At 72.4% G+C, this 17,751-nt stretch carries 13 protein-coding genes; 3 read left to right on the top strand and 10 right to left on the bottom strand.

The genetic code is table 11. From position 1 onward, the window contains the following. Window positions 1-56 precede the first annotated feature (56 nt). On the bottom strand, window positions 57-1,946 hold the full coding sequence (locus ABZ565_RS00180; protein ID WP_361018346.1) for a long-chain fatty acid--CoA ligase: 1,890 nt from the start codon (window positions 1,944-1,946) through the stop codon (window positions 57-59). 213 nt (window positions 1,947-2,159) lie between these two features. Beyond that, complete coding sequence (lepA, locus tag ABZ565_RS00175) at window positions 2,160-4,034, bottom strand: translation elongation factor 4 (RefSeq protein ID WP_026242679.1); 1,875 nt, start codon at window positions 4,032-4,034, stop codon at window positions 2,160-2,162. Window positions 4,035-4,248: 214 nt separating this feature from the next. Here lepA and rpsT point away from each other — a divergent pair, with 214 nt between their 5' ends. Further along, window positions 4,249-4,515, top strand: coding sequence for a 30S ribosomal protein S20 (rpsT, locus tag ABZ565_RS00170; RefSeq protein ID WP_018103239.1), 267 nt, complete (start codon window positions 4,249-4,251; stop codon window positions 4,513-4,515). 418 nt (window positions 4,516-4,933) lie between these two features. Here the strand turns inward: rpsT and holA are convergent, their stop codons facing one another. Further along, window positions 4,934-5,929 (bottom strand): DNA polymerase III subunit delta, encoded by a 996-nt coding sequence (gene holA / locus ABZ565_RS00165; RefSeq protein WP_361018342.1) that lies wholly within the window; start codon window positions 5,927-5,929, stop codon window positions 4,934-4,936. A 104-nt stretch (window positions 5,930-6,033) separates the two neighbouring features. On the opposite strand from holA, the gene ABZ565_RS00160 reads away from it, so the two are divergent. After that, a complete protein-coding gene (locus ABZ565_RS00160) occupies window positions 6,034-6,279 on the top strand; it encodes a hypothetical protein (protein ID WP_361018340.1) in 246 nt (81 codons plus the stop codon). 38 nt (window positions 6,280-6,317) lie between these two features. Here ABZ565_RS00160 and ABZ565_RS00155 read toward each other — a convergent pair whose 3' ends face one another. Both ABZ565_RS00155 and ABZ565_RS00150 read right to left on the bottom strand, forming a co-directional pair. Next, complete coding sequence (locus ABZ565_RS00155; RefSeq protein WP_361018337.1) at window positions 6,318-7,202, bottom strand: YceI family protein; 885 nt, start codon at window positions 7,200-7,202, stop codon at window positions 6,318-6,320. Between the two features lie 146 nt (window positions 7,203-7,348). Further along, complete coding sequence (locus ABZ565_RS00150) at window positions 7,349-8,158, bottom strand: arylamine N-acetyltransferase (protein WP_361018335.1); 810 nt, start codon at window positions 8,156-8,158, stop codon at window positions 7,349-7,351. A 101-nt stretch (window positions 8,159-8,259) separates the two neighbouring features. Here ABZ565_RS00150 and ABZ565_RS00145 point away from each other — a divergent pair, with 101 nt between their 5' ends. Then, window positions 8,260-8,715, top strand: coding sequence for a pyridoxamine 5'-phosphate oxidase family protein (locus tag ABZ565_RS00145; protein ID WP_361018332.1), 456 nt, complete (start codon window positions 8,260-8,262; stop codon window positions 8,713-8,715). Between the two features lie 86 nt (window positions 8,716-8,801). Here ABZ565_RS00145 and ABZ565_RS00140 read toward each other — a convergent pair whose 3' ends face one another. The 5 genes from ABZ565_RS00140 to leuS all read right to left on the bottom strand — a co-directional run bounded on the left by ABZ565_RS00140 (window position 8,802) and on the right by leuS (window position 17,491). Next, window positions 8,802-11,066, bottom strand: a complete 2,265-nt coding sequence (locus ABZ565_RS00140; RefSeq protein ID WP_361019234.1) for a ComEC/Rec2 family competence protein — start codon at window positions 11,064-11,066, stop codon at window positions 8,802-8,804. Between the two features lie 542 nt (window positions 11,067-11,608). Next, window positions 11,609-12,322, bottom strand: coding sequence for a helix-hairpin-helix domain-containing protein (locus ABZ565_RS00135; RefSeq protein ID WP_361018329.1), 714 nt, complete (start codon window positions 12,320-12,322; stop codon window positions 11,609-11,611). A gap of 437 nt (window positions 12,323-12,759) precedes the next feature. Next, window positions 12,760-13,605, bottom strand: coding sequence for a DegV family protein (locus ABZ565_RS00130; RefSeq protein WP_361018326.1), 846 nt, complete (start codon window positions 13,603-13,605; stop codon window positions 12,760-12,762). 155 nt (window positions 13,606-13,760) lie between these two features. Further along, window positions 13,761-14,480 carry a hypothetical protein gene (locus ABZ565_RS00125; protein WP_361018323.1) on the bottom strand — a complete coding sequence of 240 codons (720 nt, stop codon included), beginning with the start codon at window positions 14,478-14,480 and terminating at the stop codon, window positions 13,761-13,763. Window positions 14,481-14,617: 137 nt separating this feature from the next. After that, window positions 14,618-17,491: a leucine--tRNA ligase gene (leuS, locus tag ABZ565_RS00120; RefSeq protein WP_361018320.1), complete on the bottom strand. Its 2,874-nt coding sequence runs from the start codon at window positions 17,489-17,491 to the stop codon at window positions 14,618-14,620. Between the last annotated feature and the right edge of the window lie 260 nt (window positions 17,492-17,751).

Below are 17,751 nucleotides of genomic sequence, written 5' to 3'. Positions count from 1 at the left end.
GCGGGGGGCCTTCGGGGGGCGTACGGGGGTGGAGCGGGCGCCGGGCGGGGTGCGGGTCACGCCTCCCGGGAACCGGCGTACATCTCCTCGATCAGGTCCTTGTAGGCGCGCTCGACGACCGGCCGCTTCAGCTTGAGGCTGGGGGTGACCTCGCCGTGCTCGATGTCGAGGTCGCGCGGGAGCAGCCGGAACTTCTTGATGGTCTGCCAGCGCTGAAGGCCCTCGTTGAGCCGCTTCACGTAGCCGTCGATCAGCTCGACGGTCTTCGGGGAGGCCACGACGTCCGCGTACGACGTGCCCGCCATGCCGTTCTCGGCGGCCCAGCCGAGGATGGTGGGCTCGTCCAGGGCGATCAGCGCGGTGCAGAAGTTACGGTCCGCGCCGTGCACCAGGATGTTGGAGACGAATGGGCACACGGCCTTGAACTGGCCCTCGACCTCGGCGGGCGCGATGTACTTGCCGCCGGAGGTCTTGATCAGGTCCTTCTTGCGGTCGGTGATCCGGAGGTAGCCGTCCACGGAGAGCTCGCCGATGTCGCCGGTGTGGAACCAGCCGTCGGCCTCCAGCACCTCGGCGGTCTTGTCCGGCAGCCCCTGGTAGCCCTGCATGATGCCGGGGCCGCGCAGCAGGATTTCGCCGTCGTCGGCGATCCGCACCTCGGTGCCGGGCAGCGGCTTGCCGACCGTGCCGGTGCGGTAGCTCTCGCCCGGGTTGACGAAGGACGCGGCGCTGGACTCGGTGAGGCCGTAGCCCTCCAGGATGTGGATGCCGGCGCCGGAGAAGAAGAGCCCGATGTCGGTCGCGAGGGCGGCGGAGCCGGAGACGCAGGCGCGGAGCCGGCCGCCGAACGCCTCGCGGATCTTGGCGAAGACCAGGGCGTCGGCGACCTTGTGCTTGGCGCCGAGCGCGAAGGGCACGGACGCCTTGCCGGTGCGCCGGAAGTTGTCCTGGGAGACCCTGGCGTACTCGCGGGCGACGCCGGCCGCCCACTGGAAGATCTTGTACTTGGCGGCGCCGCCGGCGCGCGCCTTGGCCGCGACCCCGTTGTAGACCTTCTCGAAGATGCGCGGCACGGCGGCCATGTAGGTCGGCTGGACGACCGGCAGGTTTTCGATGATCTTGTCCACGCGGCCGTCGACGGCGGTGACGTGGCCGACCTCGATCTGCCCCGAGGTGAGGACCTTGCCGAAGACATGGGCGAGCGGCAGCCAGAGGTACTGGACGTCGTCCTTGGTGATCAGGCCGGTGGAGACGGTGGCCTTGGCCATGTACGACCAGTTGTCGTGCGGCAGCCGTACGCCCTTGGGGCGGCCGGTGGTGCCCGAGGTGTAGATGAGGGTCGCCAGCTGCCCGGAGGTGATCGCGTCGACGCGCTCGCGGACCGCCTCCGGGTTCTTCGCCAGGTGCTCGGCGCCCAGAGCCTCCAGTTCGGCCAGGGTGAGCACCCAGCCTTCGGGATCGCCCTCGGCCGGGCCGGCGCCCTCCGCGTCGATGACCACGACATGGGCCAGGTTCGGGAGCTCGGCGCGGCGCTCGCGGGCCTTGGCCAGCTGGGCGGCGTCCTCGGCGATCAGGACCCGGCTCTCGGAGTCGGCGAGGATGAACGCCGACTCCTCGGCGTTGGTGGAGGGGTAGACCGTGGTGGTCGCGGCGCCCGCGCACATGACGCCGAGGTCGACGAGGATCCACTCGACCCGGGTGGAGGAGGCGAGGGCGACGCGCTCCTCCGGGTTCACGCCGAGCGCGATCAGCCCGGCGGCCACGGCGTACACCCGCTCGGCGGCCTGTGCCCAGCTGAGCGACTTCCACTCGTCGGGGCCCTCGCCGCCGGCCGCGGGCAGGGGGTAGCGGTACGCCTCCCCGTCCGGGGTGGCCGCCACCCGGTCGATGAAGAGGGTCGCCACGGAGGGCGGACGGTTATCGATCATGGTCTGTGTGTCGCTCACGACATCCTCCGGGCCTGCGGCGGTGGTGCTTGCTGCTGTCTGCGTCTACGTGCTGCGATCCCGCTTGCTTAACTGGCGAGTAACTAAGAAGTCGTGATCAGGGTAAAGCGCCCGCGCGCCCCGCGTAAGGGGCAATCGGACCCCGCTTGATAACGAACGGGCCCCCGTATCGCAGCGTGCTGCGATACGGGGGCCGCCGTCCCTGCCCGGGACTTACTTCTTGGCCTTGCCCTCCCCGGCGGACTCGTCGGTCGACAGCACGGAGATGAACGCGTCCTGCGGCACCTCCACGTTGCCGACCATCTTCATCCGCTTCTTGCCTTCCTTCTGCTTCTCCAGCAGCTTGCGCTTACGGGAGATGTCGCCGCCGTAGCACTTGGCGAGGACGTCCTTGCGGATGGCTCGGACGGTCTCGCGGGCGATCACCCGGGAGCCGATGGCCGCCTGGATCGGCACCTCGAAGTTCTGCCGGGGGATGAGCTTCTGCAGCTTGGCGACGAGGCGCACTCCGTACGCGTAGGCCTTGTCCTTGTGCGTGACCGCGGAGAACGCGTCGACCTTGTCGCCGTGCAGCAGGATGTCGACCTTGACGAGCTGGGCCGACTGCTCGCCGGTGGGCTCGTAGTCGAGGGAGGCGTAGCCACGGGTCTTGGACTTCAACTGGTCGAAGAAGTCGAAGACGATCTCCGCGAGCGGCAGCGTGTAGCGGATCTCGACCCGGTCCTCGGAGAGGTAGTCCATGCCGAGCAGGGTGCCGCGGCGCTGCTGGCACAGCTCCATGATCGCGCCGATGAACTCGCTGGGCGCCAGGACCGTGGCCCGGACGACCGGCTCGTGCACCTTGTCGATCTTGCCCTCGGGAAATTCACTCGGGTTGGTGACGACGTGCTCGCTGCCGTCCTCCATCTCGACCCGGTAGACCACGTTGGGCGCGGTGGCGATGAGATCCAGGCCGAACTCGCGCTCCAGCCGCTCGCGGACCACGTCCAGGTGGAGCAGGCCGAGGAAGCCGACACGGAAGCCGAAGCCGAGCGCCGCGGAGGTCTCCGGCTCGTACACCAGGGCGGCGTCGTTGAGCTGGAGCTTGTCCAGGGCCTCACGCAGGTCCGGGTAGTCCGAGCCGTCCAGCGGGTAGAGCCCGGAGAACACCATCGGCTTGGGGTCCTTGTAGCCGCCCAGTGCCTCGGTCGCCCCGTTGTTCAGCGAGGTGATCGTGTCACCGACCTTGGACTGCCGGACGTCCTTCACGCCGGTGATGATGTAGCCGACCTCGCCGACGCCGATGCCGTCGGAGGGCGTCATCTCCGGCGAGGAGACACCGATCTCCAGCAGCTCGTGCGTGGCGCCGGTCGACATCATCCGGATCCGCTCGCGCTTGTTCAGCGAGCCGTCGACGACACGGACGTACGTGACGACGCCCCGGTACGAGTCGTAGACCGAGTCGAAGATCATCGCGCGGGCGGGCGCGTCGGCGTTGCCGACGGGTGCCGGGACGTCGCGGACGACGCGGTCGAGCAGCGCGTCCACGCCCATGCCGGTCTTCGCGGAGACCTTGAGCACGTCCTCCGGCTGGCAGCCGATGAGGTGGGCCAGCTCCTCGGAGAACTTCTCGGGCTGCGCGGCCGGCAGGTCGATCTTGTTGAGCACCGGGACGATGGTGAGGTCGTTCTCCATCGCCAGGTACAGGTTGGCCAGGGTCTGGGCCTCGATGCCCTGCGCGGCGTCGACCAGCAGGATCGTGCCCTCGCAGGCGGCCAGTGACCGGGAGACCTCGTAGGTGAAGTCGACGTGGCCCGGCGTGTCGATCATGTTGAGGACATGGGTGCTGCCCTGGCCCTCACCGGTGGTCGGCGCCCAGGGCAGCCGGACGGCCTGGGACTTGATGGTGATGCCGCGCTCGCGCTCGATGTCCATCCGGTCGAGGTACTGAGCGCGCATCTGCCGCTGGTCGACCACCCCGGTGAGCTGGAGCATCCGGTCGGCAAGGGTCGACTTGCCGTGGTCGATGTGCGCGATGATGCAGAAGTTGCGGATCAGCGCCGGGTCGGTACGGCTCGGCTCGGGCACGTGGAGAGGAGTCGCGGGCACGCAGGGTCCTGATTCTTGAGACGCCGGACGCCGTGTCTCGGGTCGGTTCGGGTCGGGGCGGATCTGTACGTAGCCTCCATCGTCCCACGCCTGCCGGGCGGCGACCGGTTTGGGCCGGTCGGACCGCTCCTGCTACCGTGGACAGCTGTGCCATGTGGCTCTCGGGCCGCACGGACACACATCGAAGATCCAACGAACCTGAAAAGGCTCTTTCGTGGCGAACATCAAGTCCCAGATCAAGCGGAACAAGACGAACGAGAAGGCGCGCCTGCGCAACAAGGCCGTCAAGTCGTCGCTCAAGACCGCGATCCGCAAGGCCCGCGAGGCCGTCGCCGCCGGCGACGTCGAGAAGGCCACCGTCGCCGTGCGCGCCGCGTCCCGTCAGCTGGACAAGGCCGTCTCGAAGGGTGTCATCCACAAGAACGCCGCCGCCAACAAGAAGTCGGCGCTGGCCTCCAAGGCTGCCACCCTCCAGGGCTGAGCGATCTGATCCCAACCGCCGGAACGGACAAAGCGGGCCCTCTACCCCGCTCCTGCCCGGCCCCCGCGCCGCACACCGAACCTGCGTTCGCCACGCGGGTGCGACGCATCCATCTGAACCCGAGGCCCCGCAGTCCTTTCCCCAGGACGACGGGGCCTTCGGCGTTTGCGGAGCCGCGTCCAGCCCTGTCGCGCACGACCTGGCCCCGTGGGGCGCGACCCGGGCCCGTCGAGCGCGGCCCGGCCCGCCCGGCGCCATCAAGCCTGTCCGGCGATTGAGGACACCTGAACCCTGCACGTCCAACGCCCGCCCGGCACAACCAAGCCCGTCCGGCGATTGAGGACGCCCGAACGGCACGTTCGAGCCCGTCCGGCGATTGAGGACACCGGGGGCAGCCCAGGGCCCCACCGCCCCGAAACTACCGCGGGCTACGCCCGCGCCTCGCGGCGCCCGCCACGGCCACCACCGCCTTCTCCAACGCGTACTCGGGGTCGTCCCCGCCCCCCTTCACCCCCGCGTCCGCCTCCGCGACCGCCCGCAGCGCCACCGCGACCCCGTCCGGCGTCCACCCCCGCATCTGCTGCCGCACCCGGTCGATCTTCCACGGCGGCATGCCCAGCTCACGCGCGAGGTCCGCCGGCCGCCCCCCGCGCGCCGAGGACAGCTTGCCGATCGCCCGTACGCCCTGCGCCAGCGCACTGGTGATCAGGACCGGCGCCACGCCTGTGGACAGGGACCAGCGCAGGGCTTCCAGGGCCTCCGCCGCCCGGCCCTCGACCGCCCGGTCGGCGACCGTGAAGCTGGACGCCTCGGCCCGCCCCGTGTAGTAGCGCCCGACGACCGCCTCGTCGATCGTGCCCTCGATGTCCGCGACGAGCTGCGACACCGCGCTCGCCAGCTCCCGCAGGTCGCTCCCGATGGAGTCGACCAGCGCCTGGCATGCCTCGGGCGTCGCGGACCGCCCCAGCGCGCGGAACTCACCCCGTACAAAGGACAGCCGCTCGGCCGGCTTCGTCGTCTTCGGGCACGCGACCTCGCGGGCCCCCGCCTTGCGGGCCGCGTCGAGCAGCCCCTTGCCCTTGGCACCACCCGCGTGGAGCAGGACGAGGGTGATCTCCTCGACCGGGTCGTCCAGATACTTCTTGACGTCCTTGACCGTGTCCGCACCCAGATCCTGCGCGTTGCGCACGACCACGACCTTGCGCTCGGCGAACAGCGAGGGGCTGGTCAGCTCGGCCAGCGTGCCCGGCTGGAGCTGGTCGGGGGTGAGGTCCCGGACGTCCGTGTCCGCGTCGGCGGCGCGCGCGGCCGCCACCACCTGCTGCACGGCTCGGTCGAGGAGCAGGTCCTCCTGCCCCACGGCGAGCGTGAGCGGGGCGAGCGGGTCGTCGGTGGAATTCCTTCTGGTGGCCATCGCCGTCCAGCATCCCACGGGCCACTGACAGCCCGGTCGCGGCCGGGCCACCGCACCCGCCGGCCGGGTCCGCCGTCCCCTCCCCCGTGTCCGAGAATGAGCATGTGAGCGATGAGAGACACGTGCTGGTGCTGCCCGACCGCGATGGAGCCGAGGAGGCGGCGGAGGAGCTCGCCGACCGCTTCGGCGTCACCGACGAACCGCAGCTCGTGCGCGACGCGCTGGCCGGTGAGGACGACGCCGAGGACGCCCAGTGGCTGGTGGTCGTGGAGGATCCGGACCACCGTCTCGACCCGGCGGCGCTCGACGCGTTCGCCGCGGAGTACGAGGGGTGGCTGGAGGCACCGTAGAACCGGCGTCCCCGGGCCCCGCCCCACGGGCCGAGGACTCAGCCCTTCGGGACGATCTGGACGTCCATGTCGACGGTGATGCTCGGGCCGACGACCGCGATGCCTCGCGCCAGCATCGTCTGCCAGGTGAGGGTGAAGTCCTCGCGGTGCAGTTGCGTGGTGGCGCGGCAGGCGGCCCGGGCCTCGCCCTCCATCCCGTTGCCGAGTCCGAGGTACTGGGTGTCGAGGGTCACCGTACGGCTCACCCCGTGCAACGTGAGCGCCCCGCTCACACCCCAGCGGGTCCCGCCCCGGTGCACGAAGCGGTCGCTGTAGAACTCCAGCGTCGGGTAGCGGCCGACGTCCAGGAAGTCGCTGGAGCGCAGGTGGTCGTCGCGCATCTGGACGTTCGTGTCGATCGACGCGGCGTCGATGATCACGTGCATCGCCGAGTCCTCCATGCGGTCGGCGATCCGCACCGCCCCCGCGAAGGTGTTGAACCGGCCGTGGATGCGGGCCATCCCGATGTGGCGGGCGGTGAAACCGATCTGGGAGTGCATCGGTTCGATCTCCCAGTCGCCCGGCTCGGGCAGCTGCGGCGGGGCGGCGACCTGGAGGGTCACATCGCCGAGGCTCGCATGACCGCCCTCGGTGACCGTGGCCGAGCCGTGGAAGGGGGTGAACCCCTCCGCCGTGACGGCCAGCCGGTACTCCCCCGCCGGAATCGTGGCCATGACGCTGCCGTACGGGTCGGTCTCGCCCCCGACCACCTTGCGCCCCGCCCGGTCCGCCAGCACGAACTCCGCCAGCGGCACGGGCTCGTTGACCGGGTCGAGCACCCGGCAGCTGAGGACGCCCGCCGAGTCCGGCACCGTCAGTCCGGCGAGGGCGTTGCCCCGAGCGGCACCCGTCGCACCTTTGTTTCCGAACCAACGGCCGAACATCTCCACACACTCCCGGGCACTCGCTCACCTCGGGCCGGAGGGCAGACGTCGTTGTCGGAGCAGCGGCCCGCCGACGAGCATGCATTCGACCACCCTTGAGGCGTTCGAGGCAAACAGGGCGGCTAACAGCGTCTTGGGCGTAGGTGTTACCGAAGGTCCGCATTCGCCGGAAGCCGGTCCAGACGCAGACCGAAGTGGTCCCGATAGGCCGCCAGCACCTCGTCGTCGCCGCCCAGCGGTGTCTCGTGCCGCTCGCCGCCCACCGTCGTGAGGAGCTTGCGGCCGCTGAGGGTGATCCGGCCGTCGTCCGTGCAGCGCGAGCAGACCGGGGCCCGGGTGAAGTGGGAGTCGGGCGAGGTGCGGTGGTACCAGGCGCCGGCCCGGAAGTCGGCCAGTTCCCTGGCCCGCCGCTCCAGCCGGAGTCGGGGCCTGCCGTCGCACAGGACGTCGAGGTCCCCGCCCTCCCCGCCGCCGGCCTCGGCAGGGGCGATCCGGAAGACGCCGCCCGGATCCTCCTGGTCGGCGCGGTCGTCGAGCGCGAGCGGGTGCCTGGCGTGGTCGCCGAAGCCGACATCGGCGAGCCACGGCCCGGTCCCGTCCTCCGTCTCGACGCGCAGCGCCAGATGGTCGTACGGGATGCCGAGCCGTCCCCCCTCGCCGTGGACCCGGGCCTGAAGGAGCGTGACGCGGAAACCGAGCGCGCGCAGCAACAGGGCGAACGCACCGTTGAGTTCGTAGCAGAAGCCGCCGCGCTCGCGGGCCACGATCTTGTCCAGGAGCGGACCGCCCTCCAGCACGATGTCCTCACCGAGGTGGATGGAGAGGTTCTCGAAGGGCACGGCGACGAGGTGGCGCAGTTGCAGTACGCGCAGCGCCGAGGCGTCGGGGCGCGCGGGCCTGGCCGCACCGATGCGGTCCAGGTAGGCGTCGATGGTCTGCGGCAGCTGCGGGTCCATGGAGCCAGTCTGTGCCGCCGCCCCGGCCGTGCGCCATGCGTCACTGGTCCTAGGTCCGGCGACGGTGTTACGCGGTCGGGGCGCGGGTTAGCGTGCGCGGCATGCCCCTTCCGGAACCGGCGCGCAGCCGTGAACAGCGCAAGCAGGACGTGTTCGACCGCTTGGAGAAGGACACGGACGCCTGGGTGTCGACGGCCTCCGCCGACGGGGCGCCGACCCTGGTGCCGCTGTCGTTCGTGTGGGACGGGCAGACCTTGCTGATGGCGACCCGGCGCACCAACCCGACGGCGGTCAACCTGACGCCGGACGGCCGGGCCCACATCGCCCTGGGCCACACCCGCGACGTGGTCATGATCGAGGCCACGGCCGAGGTGGTGGAGGGCACGGACCTTCCGCCGGCGTCGGGCGACGCGTTCGCCGCGAAGTTCTCCTGGGACCTGCGGGGTCGCCCCGCCTGGGTGTACCTCCGCTTCACCCCGTACGCGGTCCGGGCCTGGCGGGAGTCCAACGAGCAGCCCGGCCGCGACCTGATGACGGACGGGCACTGGCTGGTCTGAGGCCGGGGCCGCGGTGGCCCCCGTGGCTCCCGCTTCTCCCGTCCGGACCGGCGCGTGGAGCACCGCCCGCCGCGCCGCGTACGCCTTCATGACCGCCCCACCGCCCGCAGCCCGCTCCCCGCACCGGTCACCGCGATCGCCCCGTCCCTGTCGGTGCGCAGCACCACCGCACCCTGCTCCGCGAGCGCGTCGACCGTCCGGGGCGCCGGGTGCCCGTACGGGTTGTCCCGGCCCACGCTCACCAGCGCGAACCTGGGCCGGACGGCCCGCAGCAGGGCGTTGTCCTGGTGCGCGGAGCCGTGGTGGGCGACCTTGAGCACGTCCACCCGGGGCAGCTCCGGATGGCTGAGCAGCAACGCCTGCTGGGCGGGCGGTTCCAGGTCGCCCGGCAGCAGCAGGGTGAGCCCGCCGGTCCGCACGAACAGGGTGACGCTGGCGTCGTTCGGGTCCTGCGGAACGTCGTACGGGACGGGCCCGGCCGCCGGGGCCACACCCGCAGCCCCCGGTGGCCACAGCACCTGCCAGTCCAGCGTGCCGATCCGCCGCCGTTCCCCCGGGGCGGCCCGCAGGACGGGCACACCGGCCCCCGCCGCCGTTCTCCGGACGAACGCGGCCTGCTCCGGCGGCTCGTCCAGGCTCGTCGTCTGGATCGCGCCCACCGCCCTGCCGCGCAGCACCCCGGGGAGACCCCTCACGTGGTCGGCGTGGAAGTGGGTGAGCAGGAGCAACGGGACACGGCTCACGCCCAGTTCGCGCAGACACCGGTCGGCGAGCCGGGGATCGGGGCCGGCGTCCACGACCACGCCGGAGCCCCGCCCCGCCGCGAGCACCAGGGCGTCACCCTGTCCGACGTCGCACATGGCGAACGCCCAGCCGGGCGGCGGCCAACCGGTCAGCACCCGGGTCAGCGGCGCCGGCCGGAGCACCGCGAGGACCAGCAGCAGCGCGGCGGCCGAGCAGACCCAGGGGCGGCGCCCGACCCAACGCGCGGCCGATACCAGGACCAGGGTCACGGCGGCCAGCAGCGCCGCCCCGGACAGGCCGTCGGGCCAGTCGGTCTCCGCGCCGGGGAGCGCCGCTCCGGTCCTGGCCACCGAGGCGATCCACCCGGCCGGCCACCCCGCGACCCCGGCGAGCAGCCCGGCCGCCGGCATCGCCACCGACGCCAGGGCCAGCGCGGCGAACCCGAGGACCGTGGCCGGCGCCACGGCGAACTCCGCCAGCAGATTGCACGGAACCGCCACCAGGCTCACCCGGGACGCGAGCAGCACCACCACGGGCGAGCACACCGCCTGCGCGGCGGCCGCGGCGGCCAGCGCTTCCGCAAGCCGTGGCGGCACCCGGCGCCGACGCAGCGCCTCGCTCCAGCGTGGGGCCAGGGTCAGCAGGGCACCGGTGGCCAGCACCGACAGCACGAAGCCGTAACTGCGCGCCAGCCACGGGTCGTAGAGCACCAGCAGCAGCACCGCGGCGCACAGGGCGGGAATCAGTGTCCGGCGCCGCCCGGTGCCGATGGCGAGGAGCGTGATCAGCCCGCACGCGGCGGCCCTCAGCACACTCGGTTCGGGCCGGCAGACCAGGACGAAGGCGAGCGTGAGTCCGCCGCCGAGCAGTGCGGTCATCCGCAGGGAGATCCCCAGCCTGGGCGCCAGTCCCCCGCGTTCGGCCCGCAGCGCCCGGCCGGGCGGCCCGATGAGCAGAACCAGCAGAATCGCCAGGTTCGATCCGGAGACAGCCATCAAGTGCGTGAGGTCGGTCGCCCGGAACGCGTCGTGCAGTTCGGGAGTGATGCGTGAGGTGTCGCCGACCACCAGTCCGGGCAGCAACGCCCGCGCGTCCGGGCCCAGTCCGTCGGTTGCCTCGCGCAGCCCGGCGCGCAGCCGGCCCGCAGTGCGCTGGAGGAGGCTGGGCGGCCCGGTCACCCGGGGCGGGGCCTTGCCGTCGGGCCGCAGCACGGCGGCGACCCGTTCGCCCGTGTGCAGCGGAGGCGCCAGCCGCCCGGAGACCCGCAGAACGGTGGACGGCAGCAGCCGCTGCCAGGCCGCCGCCGCGCCGCCCGGCGGGACGATGACCAGGACCGGCGTGCGCAGCCGTACGGCCGTGCCGTCGGCCCGCGTCAGCCGGGTGACCTCCGCGTCCAGGAGCAGGGAGGCGGGCGTGCTGTGGTCTCCGCGCACCCGGGGGAACGTGCGCCGGGCATCGGAGGTGAGGGTGATCTCCGCCTGCACGCGCGCGAACTGACGGGCCAGTCCGGGCAGGGGGCCGCGGCGCACATCTGCACCGTGCAGGCCGGCGGACGCCGCCCCGGCCGCCGCGCAGAGCAGCACCGCCGCGACGGCCGTCGCCTGCAAACGCCCCCGCGCGCGAACGGTGTCGGGCGCGGGTGCGGCACCGGACGCACCCGCCGCCCCGGTCTCTCCGACCTCACCGCGCCTGCCCCTCGCCCCGGCGTCGCCGACCTCGCCGTCCCCGCCCCTTGCCCCGACGTCACCACCCGCGCCGCCGCCCGCCGTACGGGACCGTCGCAGGCCCACCGCGAGGAGCACCATCGCCGTACCCAGGCAGAGCACGACCCCCATCGCCGCCCAGTGCCCGGGAGCGCCCACGGCGAGCCCGGCACCGGCCCAGGCCGCCGCTGCCGGGGCGAGCAACCGGAGGTCGGCCGGGCCGTCCTGACGGGGATCCGAAAGCCCCAGCCGCCTGCCCGACGCCGCGTGAATGTCCGGCTCCGTGTGGGCCTCCGGCTCCGTGTGGGCCTCCGGCTCCGTGTGGGCCTCCGGCTCCGTGTGGGCCTCCGGCTCCGTGTGGGCCTCCGGCGTCGCGCGCGCCTCCGCCGTCGCGGGCGGGCCCGACCCGGTGCGCGCACCCGACGCCCCGACGGCGTCCCCCGCGCTCACGGCCGCACCAAGGGCCGCAGATCCGCGAACCGGCGGGTGCCGATCCCGTTGACCTCGCGGAGTTCGTCCACGGACCGGAAGCCCCCGTGCTGCGTGCGGTAGTCCACGATGTGCTGGGCGAGGACGGGGCCGACGCCCGGAAGCCCCTCCAACTGCTCCGCCGTCGCGGTGCTCAGGCTCACCGGCCCGGCCCCTGCCCCCTCGCCCACAGGACCGCCCGGGAGCGGCACCGGCACCGGCGGGGCGCCCACCACGAGCTGCTCGCCGTCCATGAGCACCCGGGCCCGGTTGAGCCCCGCCAGGTCCGCCCCGGGCCGCGCCCCGCCCGCCGCCGTCAGCGCGTCGTCCACCCGCGCCCCGGAGGGCAGTCGGCGCAACCCCGGGTTCCGCACCTTCCCGCTGACGTCCACCACGATCTGCCCGCCCGCACCGGCGGCGGGACCGGGAGACGGCTCGGGCCGGCCGCTGCCCTCCGGCTCCGTCTCCGCGTCGGCCTCCGGCGCAGGCGCGTGCACCGCCTCACCGACCATGTCGGGAGCCCGGACACCCTCCGGCCGGGCGGACCAGAAGTGCATCCCGGCGAACACGGCGGCCGCGACCAGGATGACGGCGAGCGCGGCCAGGGTCTTCGGCTCCAGGCCGCATCTGAGCTGCACCCACATCGGCAGCCGTTCCCGCACCGCGAACACGGCCGCCGCCCAACGCCCCACGGGCGCCACGCTCGCCACACCCGAAGGAGCCTCTCCGCCACCGTCCACGGCACGGGGCACCGCAACAGGCTCCGCCGCGACAGGCACCCCCATCCCCCACCGCGCGACACGCCCCTCGCCCCCGCCCGCCATCAGCGCGTCGGCTCTGGTGCGCGCCGCGGCGGCCACCTCCGCGCGGGCCGTGGTCCGCCGTCGGCGGCCCGGACCGGGGCGCGCCGCTCGTCGCAGGCGCCCGTCGGAATCCGGGGCGCGGCCGGGGCCGGCACCCGCTCCGCCGGGTCCGCTGGTTGCACGATGTGATCGGGAAGCCATGCCTCAGGACGCTAGGCAGTCCCGTCGTATCCCGCTGAGCCCAGGCGATTTCCGTGGACAACGGGCCCCTTGTGGATAACTCGGCCACTCCGGAGAGTGACGTTTCCGCTTGGGTGGCGGGTGCCTCAGCGCGGCGAGACCACCGCTCCCAGCAGCCCCGGACCGGTGTGTGCGCCGATCACCGCGCCGACCTCGCTGACGTGCAGGTCCGCCAGCCCGGGCACGCGTTCCCGCAGCCGCTCGGCCAGCCGGTCCGCCCGCTCGGACGCCGCGAGGTGGTGCACCGCGATGTCCACGGGCCCGCTGCCCGCGCGTTCGGCGACGATCTCCTCCAGCCGGGCGATGGCCTTCGAGGCCGTCCGTACCTTCTCCAGCAGCTCGATCCGGCCGCCGTCGAGCTGGAGCAGGGGCTTGACCGCGAGGGCCGAGCCGAGGAGGGCCTGCGCGGCGCCGATCCGGCCACCCCGGCGCAGGTAGTCCAGGGTGTCGACGTAGAAATACGCGGAGGTGCCCGACGCGCGCTTCTCGGCCGCCGCCACCGCCTCGTCCAGGCCGCCGCCGGCCTCGGCCGTCTCGGCGGCGGACAGGGCGCAGAAGCCGAGGGCCATCGCGACCATGCCGGTGTCGACGACGCGCACCGGCACCGGGGCGTCCTTCGCCGCGAGCACCGCCGCGTCGTACGTACCGGAGAACTCCGCCGACAGGTGAAGCGAGACGATGCCGCTCGCGCCGGCCTCGGCGACGGCCCGGTAGGTGGCGGCGAAGACCTCGGGGCTGGGCCGGGAGGTCGTCACGGAACGGCGTTTCTGGAGAGCCAGGGCCAGCGAACGGGCCGAGATCTCGGTGCCCTCCTCCAGGGCCTGGTCGCCCAGCACCACGGTCAGCGGCACCGCCGTGATGCCGTGCCGCCGCATCGCGTCAGGCGGCAGGTAGGCCGTGGAATCGGTGACGATCGCGACATGGCGGGACATGCCCCGGAGGTTACCCGCAGGGGCGCGGGGTAGGCAGTCCGACCCCGCACGAGTGATCAGTCACGGTCGCTTCGCATCGCATCCTGCCACCCTCGGTCACCGGTGGTCGCCACGTCCCCCGGCGCGTACCGGCCGGCCGCCGGGCCGTTCACCGCTCAGTTGGTGGTCTCGGGCCGGGCCGTCTTCTGCCACGGGTAGGCGGTGCTCCGCCGGGGATCCCGCGCGGTGATGGCCTCGGGCCCGTCCGGCGCGGCGGACGAGGGCCGATGGTCTGCGGCCGGCGTGTCCGTCCCGCCGCCCCATTCCGGCGACGGGCCCGGCGCCTCCTCGGCCGTGGTCCAGTGCCGCAGCGCCCCGGCCTCCACGTCGATCTGCGCGTTCAGCGCCGTCAGCTCGTCGTCGGCGAACTTGCGGGCCCGGTCCCGGGCCGCCCAGCGCAGCGAGTCGGCGGAACGGGTGATCTGCGCGGTGCGCTCCTTGAGACCCGGCAGCCGTGAGGTCACCGTCGCCTTGTCGGGCTCGCGTTCCAGCGCCTTCAGCTCCGCGTCCAGCTCGTGTCCGTGTGCGCTGAGCCGGTCGAACAGGCCCAGGGACTCCGACAGCGACGCGTCCTCGGCCACGCCTGCCCGCAAGGCGTCCTGGGTGGCGCGCATCGACGTGCGCAGCGAGAGGCGCAGCTGCGCCAGCTCACCGCCGACGCCCAGCTGCCCGTAGCTCTTCGCCCGCAGGGTGGTGTCCTCGACGGTGCGGCGCGCCTGCGTGATCGTGCGGTCCACGCCGCGCCTGGCCGCCCCGACGACCTTGACCGTCGCATAGACGCCCAGCGCCATGAAGGCGACGACGAGCAGCCCCAGGATCAGGATCACGGCTTCCATGAGCGCCCCTCGGATGGTGTGACGGCCTCCGGTACAGGTACACCGGTCTTCTCCACCGTAAACGGAACGGGCAGGTTGGGGGTTCCGACGGAACCCCCAACCTGCCCGTAGGGGAAAGCCCCCACCCGCGGCGGTGACTACGCGGGAACGATGTTCACCAGCTTCGGCGCGCGGACGATGACCTTGCGGATGCCCGCGCCGCCCAGCGCGGCGACGACGGCCGGATCGGCCAGGGCCAGGGCTTCCAGCTCCGCGTCGGCGATCGACGGGGAGATCTCCAGACGCGCCTTGACCTTGCCCTTCACCTGCACCACGCAGGTCACGGTCTCGTCCACCACGTATGCCGGGTCGGCCACCGGGAAGTCCTGGTGCACGACCGAACCCGTGTGGCCCAGCCGGTGCCACAGCTCCTCGGCGATGTGCGGGGCCAGCGGCGCCACCAGCAGCACCAGGGCCTCGGCGACCGGGCGGGGCAGCGGACCGCCCGCCTTGGTCAGGTGGTTGTTCAGCTCGGTGACCTTGGCGATCGCCGTGTTGAAGCGCATGCCGGCCATGTCGCCGCCGACGCCGTCGATGGCCTTGTGCAGCGCGCGCAGCGTGTCCTCGCCGGGCTCGGAGTCGACCACGGTGACCTCGCCGGTCTCCTCGTCGACAATGTTGCGCCACAGCCGCTGCAGCAGCCGGTACTGGCCGACGACCGCACGCGTGTCCCAGGGCCGTGACACGTCCAGGGGGCCCATGGCCATCTCGTACAGGCGCAGCGTGTCCGCGCCGAACTCGGCGCAGATCTCGTCCGGCGTGACGGCGTTCTTCAGGGACTTGCCCATCTTGCCCAGGACGCGGGAGACCTTCTCGCCCTGGTGGTAGAACGCCCCGTCGCGCTCCTCGACCTCGGCCGCCGGGACCGCGATGCCGCGGCTGTCCCGGTAGACGAACGCCTGGATCATGCCCTGGTTGTACAGCTTGTGGAACGGCTCGGCGGAGGAGACGTGGCCCAGGTCGTGCAGCACCTTGGACCAGAAGCGCGCGTACAGCAGGTGCAGCACGGCGTGCTCGGCACCGCCGACGTACAGGTCGACACCCCCGGTGGGCTGCCCCTCGCGCGGGCCCATCCAGTACTCCTCGATCGCCGGGTCGACCAGCTTCTCGGAGTTGTTCGGGTCCAGGTAGCGCAGCTCGTACCAGCAGGAACCGGCCCAGTTGGGCATGGTGTTGGTCTCGCGGCGGTACTTCCGCGGACCGGACCCGTCGCCCAGGTCCAGCGTGACGTCGACCCACTCGGCGTTGCGCGACAGCGGGGTCTCGGGCTGGGTGTCGGCGTCGTCCGGGTCGAAGGTGCGCGGCGAGTAGTCGTCCACCTCGGGCAGTTCCAGCGGCAGCATCGACTCGGGCAGCGGGTGGGCGATGCCCTCCTCGTCGTACACGATCGGGAAGGGCTCGCCCCAGTAGCGCTGACGGCTGAACAGCCAGTCGCGCAGCCGGAAGTTGACGGTGCCCTCGCCGGCTCCGTGTTCCTTCAGCCACTCGGTGATGCGGGCCTTGGCGTCGGCGACGCCCAGGCCGTTCAGCGAGATCTCGTCGTTGGCGGAGTTGACCAGCTTCGCGTCGTGCGAGGCGAAGGCGTCCTCCCACGTCGAGGCGTCGGTGCCGCGGTCGTCCGAGGGCTCGACCACGCAGCGCATCGGCAGCTCGAAGGCGCGCGCGAACGCGAAGTCGCGCGCGTCGTGCGCCGGTACGGCCATGATCGCGCCGGTGCCGTAGCCCATCAGGACGTAGTCGGCGATGAAGACGGGGATCTGCTCGCCGCTGACGGGGTTGGTGGCGTACGCACCGGTGAAGACACCGGTCTTGTCCTTGGCCTCGGCCTGCCGCTCGACGTCCGACTTCGAGGCGGCCTGCTTGCGGTACGCGGTGACCGCTTCGGCCGGGGAGGCGTGGCCGCCCGTCCAGACCGGGTGGGTGCCTTCCGGCCAGGCGGCGGGGATGATCCGCTCGACCAGCTCGTGCTCCGGCGCCAGCACCATGTAGGTGGCGCCGAACAGGGTGTCCTGGCGGGTGGTGAAGACGGTGACGCTGCCCGCGCCGTCGACCGGGAAGTCGACCCGCGCGCCCTCGGAGCGGCCGATCCAGTTCCGCTGCTGCATCTTGATGGCCTCGGGCCAGTCCAGCCCGTCCAGGTCGTTCAGCAGCCGGTCGGCGTAGGCGGTGATGCGCATGTTCCACTGGCGCAGCTTCGCCTTGAAGACGGGGAAGTTCCCGCGCTCGGAGCGGCCGTCGGCGGTGACCTCCTCGTTGGCCAGGACGGTGCCCAGGCCGGGCGACCAGTTGACCGGCGCGTCGGAGGCGTAGGCCAGCCGGTACTCGCCCAGGACGTCGGCGCGCTCGGCGGCGCTCAGCGCGGACCAGTCACGCCCGTCGGGGGTGGCGCGCTCGCCGCTCTCGAACTGGGCGACCAGCTCGGCGATGGGCCGGGCGCGGTCCGCCTCGGTGTCGTACCAGGAGTTGAAGATCTGCAGGAAGATCCACTGGGTCCACTTGTAGTACTCGGACTCGATCGTGGCGAACGAGCGGCGCTTGTCGTGGCCCAGACCCAGCCGGCGCAGCTGCGCCGTCATGTTCTCGATGTTGGCCTCGGTGGAGACCCGCGGGTGCGTGCCGGTCTGCACGGCGTACTGCTCGGCGGGCAGGCCGAAGGCGTCGAAGCCCAGGGTGTGCAGGACGTTGTGCCCGGTCATCCGCTGGTGGCGGGCGAAGACGTCGGTGGCGATGTAACCCAGCGGGTGGCCGACGTGCAGTCCCGCGCCCGAGGGGTACGGGAACATGTCCATGATGAACTTCTTGGGCCTGGCGGCCAGCTCCGGGTCGCCCGCCAGGTCACCGGTCGGGTTGGGCGCCTCGTACGTGCCCTCGGCGTCCCAGAAGTCCTGCCAGCGTGCCTCGATGTCGGCGGCCATCGCTGCCGTGTAGCGGTGCGGCGCAGCGGCGGCCGCTGCGGTATTCGTCTCGCTCATGATCCTCAAAGCTCCATCGATCGTCATCTGCCGGCATCCACGTCTACGGACACACGTCCTTGGAAACGAAAAATCCCCTCGCACAGGAGGGGACGCCGCGCTGATGCCGACCAGGCGTTCTCACCGGTCGGGACTGATCAGCGCGGCTCGCTAAGCAGAAGGGCTACGGCACGCATGGCGTCAGGGTACCGCACCGAGCCGGTCCCCCTCCGGGCAATAGCCGCTGACCGGCCCCACGCAGAACGGCGGGCCATCCGATT

It is taken from the genome of Streptomyces sp. NPDC016469 (genome assembly GCF_040632905.1).
Classification (GTDB): domain Bacteria; phylum Actinomycetota; class Actinomycetes; order Streptomycetales; family Streptomycetaceae; genus Streptomyces.
Note: the sequence above shows the minus strand (reverse complement) of the source record. Positions and strands in the feature narration are given on the sequence as shown.